This is a genomic window from Gemella cuniculi DSM 15828 (genome assembly GCF_000425665.1).
Classification (GTDB): Bacteria; Bacillota; Bacilli; order Staphylococcales; family Gemellaceae; genus Gemella; species Gemella cuniculi.
This window is the reverse complement of record NZ_AUDW01000006.1, coordinates 60,692-77,832: the sequence shown is the minus strand read 5'-3', so window position 1 is coordinate 77,832 and position 17,141 is coordinate 60,692. Positions and strand designations below refer to the sequence as shown.

Annotated in this window: 12 protein-coding genes and 2 other annotated features (1 of these 14 cut by a window edge); of the genes, 9 read left to right on the top strand and 3 right to left on the bottom strand. The window is 31.4% G+C overall.

What is annotated here, in order from left to right; genetic code table 11:
• Positions 1–37 precede the first annotated feature (37 nt).
• A complete protein-coding gene (gene secDF, locus H612_RS0100360; protein WP_027129665.1) occupies positions 38–2,332 on the top strand; it encodes a protein translocase subunit SecDF in 2,295 nt (764 codons plus the stop codon).
• A 187-nt stretch (positions 2,333–2,519) separates the two neighbouring features.
• Positions 2,520–3,830 (top strand): isochorismatase family protein, encoded by a 1,311-nt coding sequence (locus tag H612_RS0100355; RefSeq protein ID WP_027129664.1) that lies wholly within the window; start codon positions 2,520–2,522, stop codon positions 3,828–3,830.
• A gap of 154 nt (positions 3,831–3,984) precedes the next feature.
• On the opposite strand, the gene H612_RS0100350 is transcribed toward H612_RS0100355, so the two are convergent.
• Complete coding sequence (locus H612_RS0100350; RefSeq protein WP_027129663.1) at positions 3,985–4,500, bottom strand: hypothetical protein; 516 nt, start codon at positions 4,498–4,500, stop codon at positions 3,985–3,987.
• Positions 4,501–4,517: 17 nt separating this feature from the next.
• A complete protein-coding gene (locus H612_RS0100345) occupies positions 4,518–4,862 on the bottom strand; it encodes a winged helix-turn-helix transcriptional regulator (RefSeq protein WP_027129662.1) in 345 nt (114 codons plus the stop codon).
• A gap of 163 nt (positions 4,863–5,025) precedes the next feature.
• On the opposite strand from H612_RS0100345, the gene H612_RS0100340 reads away from it, so the two are divergent.
• The gene (locus H612_RS0100340; protein ID WP_027129661.1) at positions 5,026–5,616 is read left to right on the top strand and encodes a nitroreductase family protein; all 591 of its coding nucleotides are present in this window, start codon (positions 5,026–5,028) and stop codon (positions 5,614–5,616) included.
• A 449-nt stretch (positions 5,617–6,065) separates the two neighbouring features.
• Here the strand turns inward: H612_RS0100340 and rpsT are convergent, their stop codons facing one another.
• Positions 6,066–6,308 (bottom strand): 30S ribosomal protein S20, encoded by a 243-nt coding sequence (gene rpsT, locus H612_RS0100335; RefSeq protein WP_027129660.1) that lies wholly within the window; start codon positions 6,306–6,308, stop codon positions 6,066–6,068.
• Positions 6,309–6,737: 429 nt separating this feature from the next.
• Here rpsT and H612_RS0100330 point away from each other — a divergent pair, with 429 nt between their 5' ends.
• The 6 genes from H612_RS0100330 (at position 6,738) to rpoC (ending at position 17,002) form a co-directional block, all read left to right on the top strand.
• The gene (locus H612_RS0100330; protein WP_027129659.1) at positions 6,738–7,268 is read left to right on the top strand and encodes a QueT transporter family protein; all 531 of its coding nucleotides are present in this window, start codon (positions 6,738–6,740) and stop codon (positions 7,266–7,268) included.
• A 164-nt stretch (positions 7,269–7,432) separates the two neighbouring features.
• Positions 7,433–7,564, top strand: a sequence feature (ribosomal protein L10 leader region).
• Positions 7,565–7,596: 32 nt separating this feature from the next.
• The gene (rplJ, locus tag H612_RS0100325) at positions 7,597–8,097 is read left to right on the top strand and encodes a 50S ribosomal protein L10 (RefSeq protein ID WP_027129658.1); all 501 of its coding nucleotides are present in this window, start codon (positions 7,597–7,599) and stop codon (positions 8,095–8,097) included.
• 44 nt (positions 8,098–8,141) lie between these two features.
• Positions 8,142–8,504: a 50S ribosomal protein L7/L12 gene (rplL, locus tag H612_RS0100320; RefSeq protein ID WP_027129657.1), complete on the top strand. Its 363-nt coding sequence runs from the start codon at positions 8,142–8,144 to the stop codon at positions 8,502–8,504.
• A 155-nt stretch (positions 8,505–8,659) separates the two neighbouring features.
• Entirely contained in the window at positions 8,660–9,256 is a 597-nt protein-coding gene (locus tag H612_RS0100315) for a class I SAM-dependent methyltransferase (RefSeq protein WP_035500037.1), read from the top strand.
• Between the two features lie 151 nt (positions 9,257–9,407).
• Positions 9,408–13,250 carry a DNA-directed RNA polymerase subunit beta gene (rpoB, locus tag H612_RS0100310; RefSeq protein ID WP_027129655.1) on the top strand — a complete coding sequence of 1,281 codons (3,843 nt, stop codon included), beginning with the start codon at positions 9,408–9,410 and terminating at the stop codon, positions 13,248–13,250.
• Positions 13,251–13,321: 71 nt separating this feature from the next.
• Positions 13,322–17,002: a DNA-directed RNA polymerase subunit beta' gene (gene rpoC / locus H612_RS0100300; RefSeq protein ID WP_027129654.1), complete on the top strand. Its 3,681-nt coding sequence runs from the start codon at positions 13,322–13,324 to the stop codon at positions 17,000–17,002.
• 86 nt (positions 17,003–17,088) lie between these two features.
• Positions 17,089–17,141, top strand: a sequence feature (ribosomal protein L20 leader region) (it continues 61 nt past the right edge of the window).

Genomic DNA, 17,141 nt, shown 5'->3' with positions numbered 1-17,141 from the left:
CTATTTATATACTATTAAAAAATAAAGGAGAACTTTCATGAGAGGAAGAAAAAGCGAGAAGAGAAAATCAAGTAGAATATTAGCTTTTTTATCATTAGTTGTTATAATCCTAACATCAATAGGGTTAACTGCTCAATCTAATGCAAAAAAAGTAAATTTGGGATTAGATCTTCAAGGTGGATTTGAGGTTCTTTACCAGGTAGAACCTTTAAGAGATGGACAAACAATAGATGAAACAGCAGTAAAAGCAACTGCTGATACTATTGGTAGGCGTATTAATATATTAGGTGTAAGTGAACCAGTTATTACTGTTGAATCAGGTAACAGAATACGAGTTGAATTAGCTGGTGTTAAGGATCAAGAATCAGCACGAAAAGTTTTATCAACTCAGGCGAACTTGACAATTAGAGATGTTGATGACAAAATACTTCTTGATGGTTCTGATCTTCAAGAAAATGGTGCATCACAAGGTTTTGATCAAAATTCTAAGCCTATTGTTAATTTGAAATTAAAAGACGGGGATAAATTTGGGAATATTACTGCTGATGTTAGTAAGCGTGGAACTGGAAAAAACTTAATGGTAATTTGGATGGATTACAATGAAGGTGATTCATTTAAAGCTGAATCAGCAAAAGCTAATCCTAAATATATATCGGCACCTCAAGTAACACAAACTATTAATTCAAAAGATGTTCAAATCACAGGAAACTTTACTGTGAAAGAAGCAAAGAATATGGCTGCTTTGTTAAATTCAGGGGCACTTCCTGTTAAACTTACTGAAGTTTATTCAAATTCAGTTGGTGCACAATTTGGTACTGATGCATTGAATCAAACTGTTTTAGCTGGGGCAATCGCACTTGGAATAATTTGTTTATTCATGTTAGTAATTTACAGAGTTCCAGGTTTTGTTGCAAGTGTTATGATGGTAGCTTATGTATACATTACAGTCGTCTTCTTTAATATGATTTCAGGGGTACTTACACTTCCTGGTATTGCCGCATTGATTTTGGGAGTCGGTATGGCAGTTGATGCTAATATCATAATGTATGAAAGAATAAAAGAAGAAGTACGTGCTGGATATCCACTAAAAAAAGCTTATCTTGATGGTGCTAAGCAATCATTATGGACAATATTCGATTCACAATTTACAACAGTAATTGCAGCGATAGTGTTATTTATTTTTGGAACAAGTAGTGTTAAAGGTTTTGCAACTATGCTGCTACTGTCAATACTTGTCAGCTTTATAACTGCAGTATTTGGAACAAGATTACTTCTTAGTTTACTAGTTAATTCTAATTTCTTTAATAACAAACCTGGCTATTTTGGTGTTAATAAAAAAGATATTAGTGAAAATAAATTTGGTGTAAATTCACTTAGTTTGCACACTAAATTTGAGGGAATAAGCTTTACTAAACATATGAAAAAATTCTTTGCATTTAGTATTGCAATAATGGTAGCAGGAAGTATTTCTTTAGGAATATTTAAATTAAATCTTGGGATAGATTTTTCTAGTGGGACACGTATCGATATTTCATCTAATTCAGAGTTAAATATAGAGCAGGTAAAACAAGATTTAGGTGAGCTTAATATAAAAGATGATAAGATAGTTTTATCTCCAGATAAAAAACAAGCTACAGTACATTCAAAAGATAGCTTTGGTCAAGACAAATCAATTGAAATAAAAGAATTTTTCTCTAAAAAATATGAGAAAGATGCTAATCTTAGTGTGGTATCACCAATTATAGGTAAAGAGCTTGCTAAAAATGCGATGTATGCCTTAATTTATGCTTCGATAGGTATTATATTGTATGTTGCATTTAGATTTGAATGGAGAATGGGATTGACAAGTGTTATTGCACTTCTACATGATGTGGCAGTTATTATATTTATGACGAGTATACTTCGTTTAGAAGTTGATATAACATTTATTGCAGCAATTCTTACTATTGTTGGTTATTCTATAAACGATACAATTGTTACATTTGATAGAATAAGAGAACATATGCGTCACGAAAAGGTTTTAACCTCGAAAGAGCAAATTTATAAACTAGTTGATGTTTCATTGAGACAAACATTGACAAGATCTATTAATACAGTTTTAACAGTTATAATTACTGTAGTTGTAATGTTGTTAGTAGGAAGTAGTTCAATTTATACATTTAATGTTGCATTGTTAATAGGATTAGTTTTTGGACTTTACTCATCATTATTTGTTGCAGCACAATTATGGGCAGTATTGAAAGTTCGTGAGTTAAATAAAAAAGGAAAGATAGAAATAAAAGTACGTCAATCACAAAAAGAAAGAAAAGAAAACGATAAAGTATTAGTTTAATAAAAAATAAATTTAATCAAAACTTTGAAATAAATAATGAATTTCAAAGTTTTGATTTTTTAATTTTAATTTTAAGTAACGATTAATTAAATGTGGTAGTATAAGTACATATAATTTACAGTTTGCGGACAAAGATTAAATATGGTATAATTTAAAATATTTATATGCAAAGGAGAATAGTTTATATATGGAAATGCTATTTAAACTATTAGCTGAACATGTTTACTTAATATTATTCATTTCTCTTATACTTGAATTTGCAGCACTCCCACTTCCTGGTGAAACAATGATGCTTTTTGCAGGAATTATGGCTTATGGAGGACATGCAAGTTATATTGGAATGATAATTGCAAGTGCATTGGGAACGATAATAGGAATGCAATTTTCTTATGAAGTTGGAAGAAGATTAGGAACAAAGGCTATTGATAAATATGGCGGTTATGTTGGGCTAACGCCTTACAGAATGACAAAAGCTTCAGAATTTTTTAATAAGTATGGTAATATAGTGATAATAATTGCGTATTATCTTCCAGGTGTTAGACATATTCTTGGATATTTTTCTGGAATAACAAAAGTAGATGCAAAAAGATTTCATCTTTACTCAACATTTGGAGGAATATTGTGGGTAGGAACGTTTATTACTCTTGGATATGTATTGGGACCAAGTGCACACCGTGTATTTCATTTAATGCATAAGTATGGAACTTTAGCAGTTATAATAGGTTTAGTAGGATTATTTGTATATTTAATTTATAAAAAGTTAGGCAAAAAAGACTTTTCTATTTATTTTAAAAAACAGCTTAAATTTTTATCAGTTCCTTTTATTTTGGCAATTATTATATTTATTTATAAATTAATAACTGTGCCCAGAATTCATCCTAAATTTGTAAGTACATTAATATTTTACGTTTCAATTATGTTATTAATTATTGTGGTATTCTATTATATAAGAATTACTTTAAAAAATAATACTAGTAAGAAAGCATTAGTTGTCGTTGATTATCAAAAAGATTTTGTTGATGGTTCCCTAGGCCTAAAAGATGCTGAAAAAATTGAGCATATAATTTCAAAAAAAATTGAAGAATATTTAAAAAATGATCAAGATGTAATTTTCACAAAAGATACACATTATACTAATTACTTGAGTACACGTGAAGGGAAGTATATTCCAGTAGAACATTGTATAGTTGATACTTCGGGACATAAATTATATGGAAAAATAGCAGAGTATGAGAAAGATGCTAAAAAGATTTTTACAAAAACTTCGTTTGCAAGCATTGGTTTGGCTAAGTATATTTCACGAAGCGACTATGAGGAAGTAGAATTCTGTGGTTTAGTTTCTAATATTTGTGTTTTAAGTAATATAGTTATGGTTCAAAACTTTAATGAGAAAGTTGAGATTAAGCTAGATTTAAATGCCACAAAAGGAATGGATAGTGAAATTGATAATTCATTGAAAAAATATTTAGAACAACTTACAGTCAATATAATAGAATAAATAAAAAATGTATGAAAATTATAAATAAAACACTGTGCAAAAATATTAGAAGAACGATATAGTAACTATCTTGAAAAAATAAAAAAGGAATTTACTGAAAGAATTTAAAAACTAAGATGTTAGCTTGAATTACCTCAAGAGAACATCTTAGTTTTTATTGTGGTTTTTTGGATATAAGTGTGGAAAAATCTAAATCATCATACTTTGAATTAGATAAGTTTGAAAGAGAATCGAAATCGCTGTCTGGAAAAAGTGGATCAAAATCGTTGAGATTTTTTTCTAAATTTTCACCAGAATAATTACTTTCAAAATTTATCTCACTATTTTTTTGAGAGGATGAATATAAATTTTGAGAAATAGAATTAACATTTTGAGTTTCTGTAAAAAAGTTATGATTAATATCAAGATTTTTTGTACCATCAAAGTTATTCTTTTCACATGGGTTATAAAACAAGATCCCATATTCTTCCAAAAGTTTTTCAGAAGAATAGTTTTTTAATGGATCTTTGATAGTTGCAATTTTTGTTTCATATATATCTTTAACAATTTCTTCATCAGTTTGAACTTTTTTTAAATTTATGTTCCATGAATTGATGATATCAAGAATAATGTCTAATTGTCCATCAGATAGAAGAGAAATTTTATTTTTTATTTCTTCAATTTTTGACATATAGAGTCTCCTTTTCACTACATAGCATCTTTACTTTTTCTTAGATGCTCAATATAATCGGTTCCCCAATTTTCTAATTCATTTAATACTTTTTGAAATTTTTTTCCAATATCGGTTAAACTATATTCTACTTTTGGTGGGATTTGTGCGTAAACTTTTCTATTAATTAGCCCATCGCGTTCCAATTGTTTTAATTGTTTTGTTAGTGTTGCTTGTGTAATATTTCCTAGTTCACGTTGTAACTCGTTAAATCTTTTTTCCTTATTACTTAAAATATGTAGTATTAAAATAGTCCATTTACCTGTTAAAATTTTTTGGGTTGTAAAAAATGGACAAACACCAAATAATTCTTTATTTTCCATTTGAAATCTCCTAGCTAATTTTTCAAATTCTATCATAAAAGATACTAACTATTATAAAAAAACGTACTTGATAATATTTAGATACAGTATATAATAATATATAAATTATAAAATAAAATAGTCTTTTTAGCAAGTAGCTAGAAAGAAATGGAGGAAAAATAAAATGACAAATGCGGATAAACTATATCAAAAGAGAAGAAGTATTTATGGATTAGGAAAAAATCTTCCGATATCAGAAGAAAAAGTATTAAGAATAATAGAAAATGCTGTTAAATATTCTCCAAGTGCATTTCACTCACAAACAGCTCAAGTACTCGTGTTGCTAGGAGACAATCACAATAAGGTATGGGATATAACTTATTCAGAGCTAGAAAAACTATTGACGACTGATGAAGCAAAATTGGCTACAAAAGAAAAAATAAATAGTTTTACAAATGCTTATGGTACAATTTTATTTTATGAAAATCATAATGTGGTAAAAGGACTTCAAGAAAAATTTCCATTATACGCAGAAAATTTCCCGATTTGGTCTGAACAATCAACAGGAATTACATCATTTGCTGTGTGGAATGCATTGGCGGAGGCAGGTGTGGGTGCTAATATTCAACATTATAATCCACTTATAGATGAAGCAGTAGCGAAAGAGTGGAATATTTCAAGCGATTGGGTATTAAGGGCACAAATGCCATTTGGAGAAATAGTAGTTTCAGCTGATGAAATTGAAAGAACCACGAGAGTTAGGATTGAAAAATAATTTTCAGTTAGAAAAAATCAAAGAGAATTTAAAGTAGAAGAGAAGTTAATGTAGAAGTCAAAATTTTACATTAATAATTTAGAGGGGGATTCCAATCAAATAAAATTTTTAAGATATTTTCAGTAGGAATAAAAAATACAAGATTAATTTATTTCCTTGAGAATTTATCCTATGTAACTTTATACATTTTTTATTGTTATAAAAGCAATAAAAATTCATATGAAGTAACTTTTCATATGAAGTAACTTGAAGAAATGATGAAGAAATGATTTTGTAAAAATCAATTTTTAAAGTTGCTTCTACTTTTATTGAACGAAAAATTGAATTTTAAATGGGAAACAGACATCTATATATTTATCGATAAATAAAAAAACATCTTATAGAAATATATAATTCTTATCAAACAAATATAGAGGAGAATTTTATATTATATAAGATGTTCTTTATAATTATTTAGCTAAGTTTGATTTATATCTTGCTGCTGCATTTTTATGGATCAAATTAGTTTTAGCAGCTTTATCAATTTTTTTGTAAGCAAGGTTTACTAACTCTGCAGCGTTAGCAGCACCTTCAGTTTTAGCTAGTTTAGCATTTTTAATAGCTGTACGCATTTCAGATTTTTTAGATGTATTACTTGCATTAGTTTTAGCATCTTTTCTTACGCTTAGTACTGATGATTTAATATTTGGCATTCGATTCACCTCCAACATTTATTTTTATTACTAAGAAATATTAATTAATATTCTTAATTACTATGAATTAAGTGTTGCTAAATGCAACTATCTAATTTTAACATAATAAAAATTTAAATGCAAGGTATTTTTTCAAATTTTTTCTTTATATACTTTATATAATTTTATCTTTATTTTTAGGTGGTATTAATGGTATCTATAGGTTAATTTATATGTTGGTTTTATTTTTAGAAAAAATATTGACTAAAATTAGATAAAGTGGTACTATAAGATACGTTGATATTTAATTTTACAAGGGTAAGGTTATTTGTCTTCTGACTTTATTATAATAAAGATGTTTGAGAGATCCATCTATAAAAAAAACTGTGGTAAGCACTGATCTCTCATTTCAGTGCTTATTTTCTCTTAAGCAGGACAAGGAGATTTTATATGAGAAATAACACAATTAAAGTTTTAACAGTTCAAGCGTTGATAGCTGCAATATATGTTGTATTAACAGTTGCTATCGCACCCTTTTCATACGGTGCAATTCAATTTCGTATTAGTGAGTCTTTATCACAATTGGTTGTTTTTAGTAAAAAATACTGGTTTCCAATTACATTAGGAGTTGCTATTGCGAATATTTTTAGTCCACTAGGAATTGTAGATGTATTTTTTGGAACATTGGGTACTGGTCTAGCATTAGCAATCAGCGTTTTTGTTTTTAAATATATCAAAGCTAGAATAGTAAGGCACATAGTTAATATAGTTTTATACTTGATAATTTGCATGCCGATTATCGCTTATGAAATAACTATTTTTAGTGGCGAAAATTCAGCAAGAGTTTCATTTGAATTTGGCACTTTTGCTACTATTTATAGTTCATTATTACTATCACAAATTATTGTTATGATACTTGGTATTATAATAACAGAGGCATTAAATAAAGCGATATATCTAAAAAAAGTTTTTGAAATATAATTCGTAAAGAAGTAGTGAGAATTTTTAACTACTTCTTTATATTTTTAAAATATTAACTAGGTAGTGAGTTTAAAATGGAAGTGAAGGGTAGATTAAATGATTCCCTAACTTAAGAAAGTAATAAAAAACTCTTGACAAAATTAAAATAATATACTAAAATATATAAGTCAGTTGAAAGTGTACCGTAGACAGTAGGGGGAGAAATCCTTAATTAACCTACCGAGGACAAAATTCGAAAAGAAACTTATGTGCCTTTTTGTGTGTTCTCGCATGCAAAAAGGTTTTTTATTGGTACTGAGATTGATAAATCTACTTAGGAGGAAGTTCAATGTCAAAAGCTATTGAGAGAAAACAAGAGTTGGTAAACCAAATTGCTGAAGAGATCAAAGCTAGTTCTTCAGTTGTTATTGCTGATTATCGTGGACTAAATGTTGCTGAAGTAACAGAGCTACGTAATAACATGCGTAACGAAGGTTTAACATTTAAAGTTTATAAAAACTCACTAGTTCGTCGTGCGATGGAGCAAGCAGGGATTGAAGGATTAGATGAAGTTCTAACTGGACCTAATGCTTTTGCTTTTTCAACAGACGATGCTGTAGCGCCTGCCAGAGTTCTAAACGATTTCGCTAAAGAACATGAAAACTTGGAACTAAAAGCTGGTGTTATAGAAGGAAAAGTTGCAGATCAAAATGAAATTAAAGCTATTGCGTCATTACCAAGTCGCGAAGGATTACTTTCAATGTTACTATCTGTATTAACAGCGCCAATGCGCAACACTGCTCTAGCTGTTAAGGCTGTAGCAGATCAAAAAGCTGAACAAGAAGCTTAGTAAAAAATATTAAAATATAACTTAAAAATCGGAGGAAATTTATAATGACTAAAGAACAAATTTTAGACGCTATTAAAGAAATGTCAGTTTTAGAATTAAACGACTTAGTAAAAGCAATTGAAGAAGAATTTGGAGTAACTGCTGCTGCACCTGTAGCTGTAGTAGGTGGAGCTGCTGCTGGAGCTGCTGAAGAAAAAACTGAATTTGATGTAGTATTAGCATCAGCTGGAGATTCAAAAATTAAAGTAATCAAAGTTGTTCGTGAAATAACTGGTGATGGACTAAAAGAAGCTAAAGAAAAAGTTGATGGAGCACCATCAACTCTTAAAGAAGGAGTTTCTAAAGAAGAAGCTGAAGAAATTAAAGCTAAATTAGAAGAAGTTGGAGCTTCTGTAGAAGTTAAATAATTTCTGATCTAAGTAGATAGATAAAAGATAGATGTAAATAAACAACAATATTCTATTTGAGAATATTTGATACGATGATAATAACAAAATAGTATATCTCAAGTGTTTGACTAAGGGGTATACTATTTTCTTCTATTTATAAGAGGTGTCTTTATATGGAGCATTATTACACAAATAATCCAACAACAAAAAGTCATGAAAGAATTATAAATTCTAGCATTTCAGGTGAAAATTTTAAATTTTACACAGATAATGGAGTTTTTTCAAAAGAAAGTGTTGATTTTGGAACAAAAACTCTTCTTGAGAGTTTTTATACTGAAAAAAAAATAGCAAATGTGGCTGATATAGGTTGTGGATATGGAGTTATTTCAATATTTTTGGCAAAACAACATCCAAACTATTCATTTACCATGGTTGATGTTAATACTCGAAGTCTTGAATTGACAAAAAAAAATATTGAACTTAATAAAGTGAGAAACAAAATTGATATTGTAGAAAGCAGTTCGTTTGATAACGTAACTGGTATGTTTGACATAGTTTTAACTAATCCACCAATTCGTGCTGGTAAAAAAATTGTACATCAAATTATGAAAGATAGTTACAGGTATTTAAATAATGGTGGAGAACTATGGGTAGTTATACAAAAAAAACAAGGTATGGCAAGTTGTAAAAAATTTCTTGAGGAATTGTTTGCAGAAATAGAAGTAGTTTCTAAAAATAAGGGATACTATATTTTGAAAGCTATAAAGTGATTGACAATTTGCTATAATTATGATAAAATGATAAATTGCAAGTAATTCTATTTTTTTCTTAATAGAGTTACAAAAAATTATATAAGTAAGTAAAAGAAAATGTTATATTTTCTTTTTAGTTTTATGAGAGAAAAGCTGAGAGGTGACACAGTTGCAAAAAGTTAAATTTGGTAAGCACAGACAAAGACGTAGCTATGCAAGAATATCAGAGGTAATTGATTTACCTGATTTGATAGAAATTCAGACATTGTCTTATGAGAAATTTTTGAAAACAGGTCTTAAAGATGTTTTTAAAGATGTCTCTCCTATAGAGGGAAACAATGATAAATTGAGTTTGGAGTTTATTGATTATAAACTTGGGACTCCTAAGTACGATGTTGATGAATCCAAAGAACGTGATGCTACATATTCAGCACCCTTAAGAGTGCGTGTACGTTTAATAAATAAAGAACGTGATGAGATTAAAGAGCAAGAAGTATTTATGGGTGAATTACCACTGATGACTGAAACTGGAACGTTTATCATCAATGGTGCAGAACGTGTAATAGTATCACAGTTAGTTCGTTCACCTTCTGTATATTTTACAGAGGATGATAAATTGAAAGTTAAAAATATACCTAATGCTTATAAGACAACTGTTATTCCTAACAGAGGGGCTTGGTTAGAATTTGAGAAAGATATAAAAGGGTTGGTATATGCTAGAATAGATAGAACGAGAAAAATTCCTTTAACAACCCTTATTAGAGCACTAGGTTTTGAATCTGATGAGGAGATAGTAAGATTATTTGGTGAAGATAATGAACTATTGAACACATTAGAAAAAGATGAGAACCTAGACACAGGAACTGCCCTAAAAGTTATTTATGATAAATTGCGTCCAGGAGAACCAGCAAATGTTGAAACTGCTAAAGCAACATTGCATGGAAGATTTTTTGACCCTAGGAGATATGATCTTGCCAAGGTAGGACGATATAAAATTAATAATAAACTTCATGTTGCAGAGAGACTGGAAAATCAAATTTTAGTTGAACCTATAGTTGATACAGAAACAGGGGAAATTTTAGTAGAGAAAGGAACTAAACTAACTAGAAATATTCTTGATAATATTTATGATGAGTTAGGTACAACTGCAAATGTAAGAGAATTTGATATGAACGAATCACTAGATGGTAGTGATAGTTTGAAATTACAATTGTTTAAAGTCGTTAACCAAATGAGAGTTGGAAATGATTATGATATAGATGAACTTACTGATGATCAGATACTTCACGTAATAGGGAATGGAGCACCTAATAAAGACATTTTAACATTAACTATTGCTGATATAGTTGCCAGTATTAATTATTACCTATTGTTAATAAGAAATAGAAGAAATAGCGAAGGATTTGAATATGAGCTAATCGGTCGTGTAGATGATATTGATCATTTAGGTAATCGTCGTTTGCGTTGTATAGGTGAATTATTACAAAATCAAATTCGTGTAGGTATTTCTCGTATGGAGCGTGTGGTACGTGAACGTATGAGTATTCAAGATACTAACGAAATTACTCCTCAACAACTGATAAATGTAAGACCAGTTACTGCGATTATAAAAGAATTTTTTGGAAGCTCGCAACTTTCACAGTTTATGGATCAAACTAACCCGCTTAGTGAGCTTACCCATAAACGTAGATTGTCTGCACTTGGACCAGGAGGTCTAACAAGGGAGCGTGCAGGTATGGAAGTTCGTGACGTACACTATTCTCATTATGGAAGAATGTGTCCCATTGAAACTCCTGAAGGTCCCAATATAGGACTTATTAATTCACTATCTTCATTCGCAAGAATTAACGAGTTTGGATTTATTATGACTCCATATAGAAAGGTAGAAGTTGATGAAGACGGGCGTCCTTATGTAACAGAAAATGTACAATATTTAACCGCAGATCAAGAGGATAAATATGTAGTTGCACAATCTAATTCTAATGTAGATGAAAATGGATATTTCTTGGATGATGAAGTGGTGTGTCGTTTTAGAGGAGATAATACTGTAAAATCAAAAGAAATGATGAATTATATGGATGTATCACCAAAGCAAGTAGTTTCTGCGGCAACAGCTTGTATACCATTTTTAGAAAACGATGACTCGAACCGTGCGTTAATGGGAGCAAACATGCAACGTCAGGCAGTACCACTTATGGTAACAGAAGCACCATTTGTTGGAACTGGTATGGAACATTTAGCAGCACGCGATTCAGGTGCTGCAATAATTGCAAAACATCCAGGGATAGTAGAGTATGTAGACGGGGCGAAAATTAAAGTTCGTCGTATTGAAATGCTTGACGGTAAAGAAATAAAAGGTGATATTGATACTTATGTAGTTCATAAATTTGTTCGTTCTAACCATAGTACGTCATATAATCAAAAACCTATCGTAAAAGTTGGAGATAGAGTAGAATCAAAAGATATTTTAGCAGATGGACCATCTATGGATAAAGGTGAATTGGCACTAGGGAAGAATTTGGTTGTAGCATTCGTAAACTGGGATGGATATAACTATGAAGATGCAGTCATTATGAGCGAACGTCTTGTTAAAGATGATGTTTATACTTCTATACATCTAGAAGAATATGAAACAGAAGCACGTGATACAAAACTTGGACCTGAAGAAATCACTAGAGAAATTCCAAATGTAGGTGAGAATGCACTTAAAAATTTAGATGCACGTGGTATTATTCGTATTGGTGCTGAAGTTAAAGATGGTGATATCTTGGTAGGTAAAGTAACTCCTAAAGGATTAACAGAACAGACACCAGAAGAAAAGTTATTGTATGCAATCTTTGGAGCTAAATCTAAAGAAGTTAGAGACACTTCACTTCGTGTACCGCACGGAGCAGATGGAGTGGTTGCTGATGTAAAAATATTTAAACGAGAAGATGGAGCAGAGCTTGCAAATGGTGTTAATGAACTAGTACGAGTATTTATAGTTCAAAAACGTAAAATTCGTGTTGGGGATAAAATGGCGGGACGTCATGGTAATAAAGGGGTTATTTCGAATATTTTACCAGAAGAGGATATGCCATATTTACCAGATGGTACACCTGTTGATGTAATGTTAAATCCATTGGGTGTTCCGTCACGTATGAATATTGGGCAAGTGCTAGAACTTCATTTAGGTATGGCTGCAAAACAGTTAGGTATCCATGTAGCAACACCTGTATTTGATGGTGCAACTGATGATGATGTATGGTCAACTGTTGCTGAGGCAGGTATGGCAAAAGATGCAAAAACAGTCCTTTATGATGGGCGAACAGGAGAACCGTTTGATAGCCGTGTATCTGTAGGGGTTATGTACATGATAAAACTTGCTCACATGGTAGATGACAAACTTCATGCACGTTCAATTGGACCATATTCGTTGGTTACACAACAACCATTGGGTGGTAAAGCACAATTTGGTGGTCAAAGATTTGGTGAGATGGAAGTATGGGCACTAGAAGCTTATGGTGCGGCATATACTCTTCAAGAAATCTTAACATATAAATCTGATGATACTAATGGTCGTGTTAAAACTTATGAAGCTATTGTAAAAGGTGAAAATATTCCACGCCCAGGAGTTCCAGAATCATTTAGAGTTCTTATGAAAGAATTACAGGCTTTAGGAATGGACTTTAGAGTAATGGATAAGAATGATAATGAAGTCGATATGGGTGATATAGATTTGGGTGATACAATAGAATTTCATTCTTCAAGAAATGAAGAAAACAGTGAAGATATAACTGAGACTTCTCAAACTGAAAATGTTCAACAACAAGATGGGGAGAGCAGTGGATATCAGACTTTAGTGAATATGTTATTGACAGATACAGAAGATGAAAAAGAAATTTCGAATGAGGTTGAAGAAAATGATAATGAAGTTGATGAAAATGTTGGTTACCAATCATTAGCGAATTTGTTATTATCAGATACTGAAGAATATGAAGATGTTGAAAAAGAAGATATAGATGAAGAATAAAATAAAGTTTACAATTAATCATAGAAAACTATTCAAGGCTATTATACAAAATAATAAAGGAGGTATGCTCCTTGATAGACGTAAATAATTTTGCATATATGAAAATTAGTTTAGCTTCTCCAGATAAAATAAGAAGTTGGTCATATGGAGAGGTTAAAAAACCAGAGACAATAAATTATAGAACTTTAAAACCAGAAAATGATGGATTGTTCTGTGAAAGAATTTTTGGTCCAACGAAAGATTGGGAATGTGCTTGTGGAAAGTATAAAAGGGTAAGGTATAAAAATATTAAATGTGATAAATGTGGAGTAGATGTTACTTTAGCGAAAGTCCGTCGTGAGAGAATGGGGCATTTAGATTTAGCTGCCCCAGTCAGCCACATTTGGTACTTTAAAGGTATTCCGAGTAGAATGGGATTACTACTTGATCTTAGTCCTAGACAATTAGAGGAAGTTATTTACTTTGCCTCTTACATTGTAATTGATCCAGGTGAAACTGACTTCATGAAAAAGCAAATTGTTTCTGAGCGAGAAGTTCGTGAAGCACGTAGTACATTTGGAACTAACTCATTTGTTGCTAAAATGGGAGCGGAGGCAATTCGTGACTTACTAGCTGAGTTAGATATAGAAAAAGAACTTAGAGATTTAAAAAATGAACTTAAAGAATTAAGTGAGAGTAACTATAAATCTGGTCAAAAAGTCGTAAAAATCATTAAACGTGTAGAAGTATTTGAAGCGTTCAAAAATTCTGGTAATAAACCTGAATGGATGATTATGACTGTGTTGCCTGTTATTCCACCAGAATTGAGACCAATGGTTCAATTGGATGGAGGAAGATTTGCGACGAGTGACCTTAACGATTTATATAGACGTGTTATCAATCGTAATAATCGACTTAAAAAACTTATTGAATTGAAAGCACCAGGTTTAATTGTTCAAAATGAAAAGCGTATGTTACAAGAAGCAGTTGATGCTTTGATAGATAATGGACGTCGTGGACGTCCAGTAACTGGACCAGGGAATAGAACATTGAAATCATTATCTAATATGTTAAAAGGGAAACATGGACGTTTCCGTCAAAACTTATTAGGTAAGCGTGTTGACTATTCTGGTCGTTCGGTAATCGTTGTTGGACCAAATTTAAAAATGTATCAATGTGGGTTACCAAAAGAAATGGCACTTGAATTATTTAAACCATTTGTAATGCGCGAATTGGTAAAACGTGAATTAGCAAATAATATTAAAAATGCTAAAAATCAAATTGAGAGAATGGAAGATCACGTATGGGATATTTTAGAAGATATTATAAAAGAACATCCTGTATTGCTTAACCGAGCACCTACCCTTCATAGATTGGGAATTCAAGCATTTGAACCAATTTTAGTAGAAGGTCGTGCTATAAGATTACATCCTTTGGTAACAACAGCATTTAACGCTGACTTTGATGGAGACCAAATGGCTGTTCACGTTCCGTTGTCAAAAGAAGCGCAAGCGGAAGCAAGAATGCTAATGTTGGCTGCTCAAAACATACTTAACCCCAAAGATGGGAAACCAGTTGTTACTCCATCACAAGATATGGTACTTGGTAATTACTATTTGACATTAGAAAGACCGAATGCTGTAGGAGAGGGTATGATATTTAAAGATGCTGATGAAGCAAGAATAGCATATCAAAATGGATATATTCACCTACATACTAGAGTAGGAATAGCGGCAAAATCATTTAATAATCCAACATTTACACAAGAACAAAATCAAAAATTACTTATAACAACTATAGGTAAGGTTATATTTAATGATATTTTACCAGAAGGATTTCCTTTCCTAAATGAACCTACTAAAGAAAACTTAGAAAATGCTACTCCAAATAAATATTTTGTAGCATCATCTGAACTTTCTGAGGGAGGATTAAAAGAATACATTGCTAACAAAGAAACAGCTTCACCATTTAAAAAAGGTTTCTTATCAAAAATTATCTCAGAAATTTTTAATAGATTCCATATTACTGAAACATCAATGATGCTTGATAGAATGAAGGATTTAGGATTTAAATATTCTTCAAGAGCCGGTATTACAGTAGGAGTAAGTGATGTATTTGTTTTACCAAATAAATATGAGATTCTTGCTGAATCACAAGAAAATGTTGATAAGATTACTAACCTATTTAGACGTGGTTTATTGACAGAAGAAGAAAGATATCAAAATGTTATTGCACAATGGGCAAAAGCAAAGGATATCATTCAAGACCAACTTATGGACTCACTACCAGCAACTAACCCAATTTACATGATGAGTGATTCAGGTGCCCGTGGTAATGCTTCGAACTTTACTCAACTTGCAGGTATGCGTGGACTTATGGCTTCACCATCAGGTAGAATTATGGAAATGCCTGTTCGTTCATCGTTTAAAGAAGGTCTTACAGTATTAGAGTACTTTATTTCTTCGCACGGTGCTCGTAAAGGACTTGCAGATACAGCACTTAAAACTGCTGACTCCGGTTACTTAACTCGTCGTTTAGTTGATGTTGCACAAGATGTTATTGTTCGTGAAAATGATTGCGGAACATCACGTGGTTTAAGAGTTGCAGCATTGAAGAATGGTACTGACGAAATAGAAAGTTTACAAGAGAGATTAGAAGGTAGATACAGTAAAGAAACTGTGGTTCACCCTGAAACAGGAAAAGTGATTGTAGAAGAAGGGCAATTAATTACATTAGATATGGCAAAAGAGATTGAAAATGCCGGAATAGAAAGTGTAGTAATTCGTTCAGCTTTCACTTGTAATAGTCGACATGGAGTATGTGAGAAATGCTATGGTAAAAATTTAGCTACTGGAGAAAAAGTAGAAGTTGGAGAAGCTGTAGGTACAATTGCAGCACAATCTATCGGAGAACCAGGAACACAGCTTACTATGCGTACTTTCCATACAGGGGGAGTTGCTGGTGCGGATATTACTCAAGGGTTACCACGTATTCAAGAATTATTTGAAGCAAGAAATCCAAAAGGTAAGGCATTGATTTCTGAGGTAGATGGAACTGTTACAAAAGTAGAGATTGATACTAATCATGTTCGTAGAATTTATGTTTTAAGTGATATTGGAGAAGAAAGAGAGTATCAAGACTATGGTTCAAGCCGTATGCTTGTTAAAGAGGATGATCGAGTAAAACGTGGTCAAGCTCTAACGGAAGGTTCTATTGAACCTAAAGAACTACTTTCTATTGCAGGGCTTGAAGCAGTTCAAAGTTATTTATTAACAGAAGTTCAAAAAGTATATCGTATGCAAGGGGTTGAAATCAGTGATAAGCACGTTGAGGTAATGGTACGACAAATGTTGAGAAAAGTACGCGTTATCAATGCAGGTGATACAGATTTACTTCCAGGTTCATTAGTAGATATTCATAGATTTACAGATGAAAATAAAAAAATTCTTGAACATCGAGGAAACATGGCTACTGCTAAACCGGTAATATTAGGTATTACAAAAGCATCGTTAGAAACAGAAAGTTTCTTATCAGCAGCATCATTCCAAGAAACAACAAGAGTTCTAACAGATGCAGCAGTTAAAGGTAAAGTTGATAAACTTATGGGACTTAAAGAAAATGTTATTATTGGTAAGTTAATTCCTGCAGGTACAGGGATGGCTAAATACAATAACATCGAGGTTAAGCATGAAGATAGTTTGGAACAAGAAATGGAAAATGAATTAAATAGACCTATTGAAGAAGAATTGCAAGAAGAATTAGGAACTATTTAATAAAAATATAGTCAATAGAAATATAGAATTTTTTCTATATTTCTATTGACAAAAAGAAAATAAATATGTACAATAGATAATGTTGAATACAAAAGTAGAAGCACCCGTTTCTCACCTGCCAGTTTTGATTGTTCAGGTT

Bases quoted from the DNA above. Each gene is read 5' to 3' on its own strand.
- secDF (WP_027129665.1), top strand. From the start codon at position 38: ATGAGAGGAAGAAAAAGCGAGAAGAGAAAATCAAGTAGAATATTAGCT.
- H612_RS0100355 (WP_027129664.1), top strand. From the start codon at position 2,520: ATGGAAATGCTATTTAAACTATTAGCTGAACATGTTTACTTAATATTA.
- H612_RS0100350 (WP_027129663.1), bottom strand. From the start codon at position 4,500: ATGTCAAAAATTGAAGAAATAAAAAATAAAATTTCTCTTCTATCTGAT.
- H612_RS0100345 (WP_027129662.1), bottom strand. From the start codon at position 4,862: ATGGAAAATAAAGAATTATTTGGTGTTTGTCCATTTTTTACAACCCAA.
- H612_RS0100340 (WP_027129661.1), top strand. From the start codon at position 5,026: ATGACAAATGCGGATAAACTATATCAAAAGAGAAGAAGTATTTATGGA.
- rpsT (WP_027129660.1), bottom strand. From the start codon at position 6,308: ATGCCAAATATTAAATCATCAGTACTAAGCGTAAGAAAAGATGCTAAA.
- H612_RS0100330 (WP_027129659.1), top strand. From the start codon at position 6,738: ATGAGAAATAACACAATTAAAGTTTTAACAGTTCAAGCGTTGATAGCT.
- rplJ (WP_027129658.1), top strand. From the start codon at position 7,597: ATGTCAAAAGCTATTGAGAGAAAACAAGAGTTGGTAAACCAAATTGCT.
- rplL (WP_027129657.1), top strand. From the start codon at position 8,142: ATGACTAAAGAACAAATTTTAGACGCTATTAAAGAAATGTCAGTTTTA.
- H612_RS0100315 (WP_035500037.1), top strand. From the start codon at position 8,660: ATGGAGCATTATTACACAAATAATCCAACAACAAAAAGTCATGAAAGA.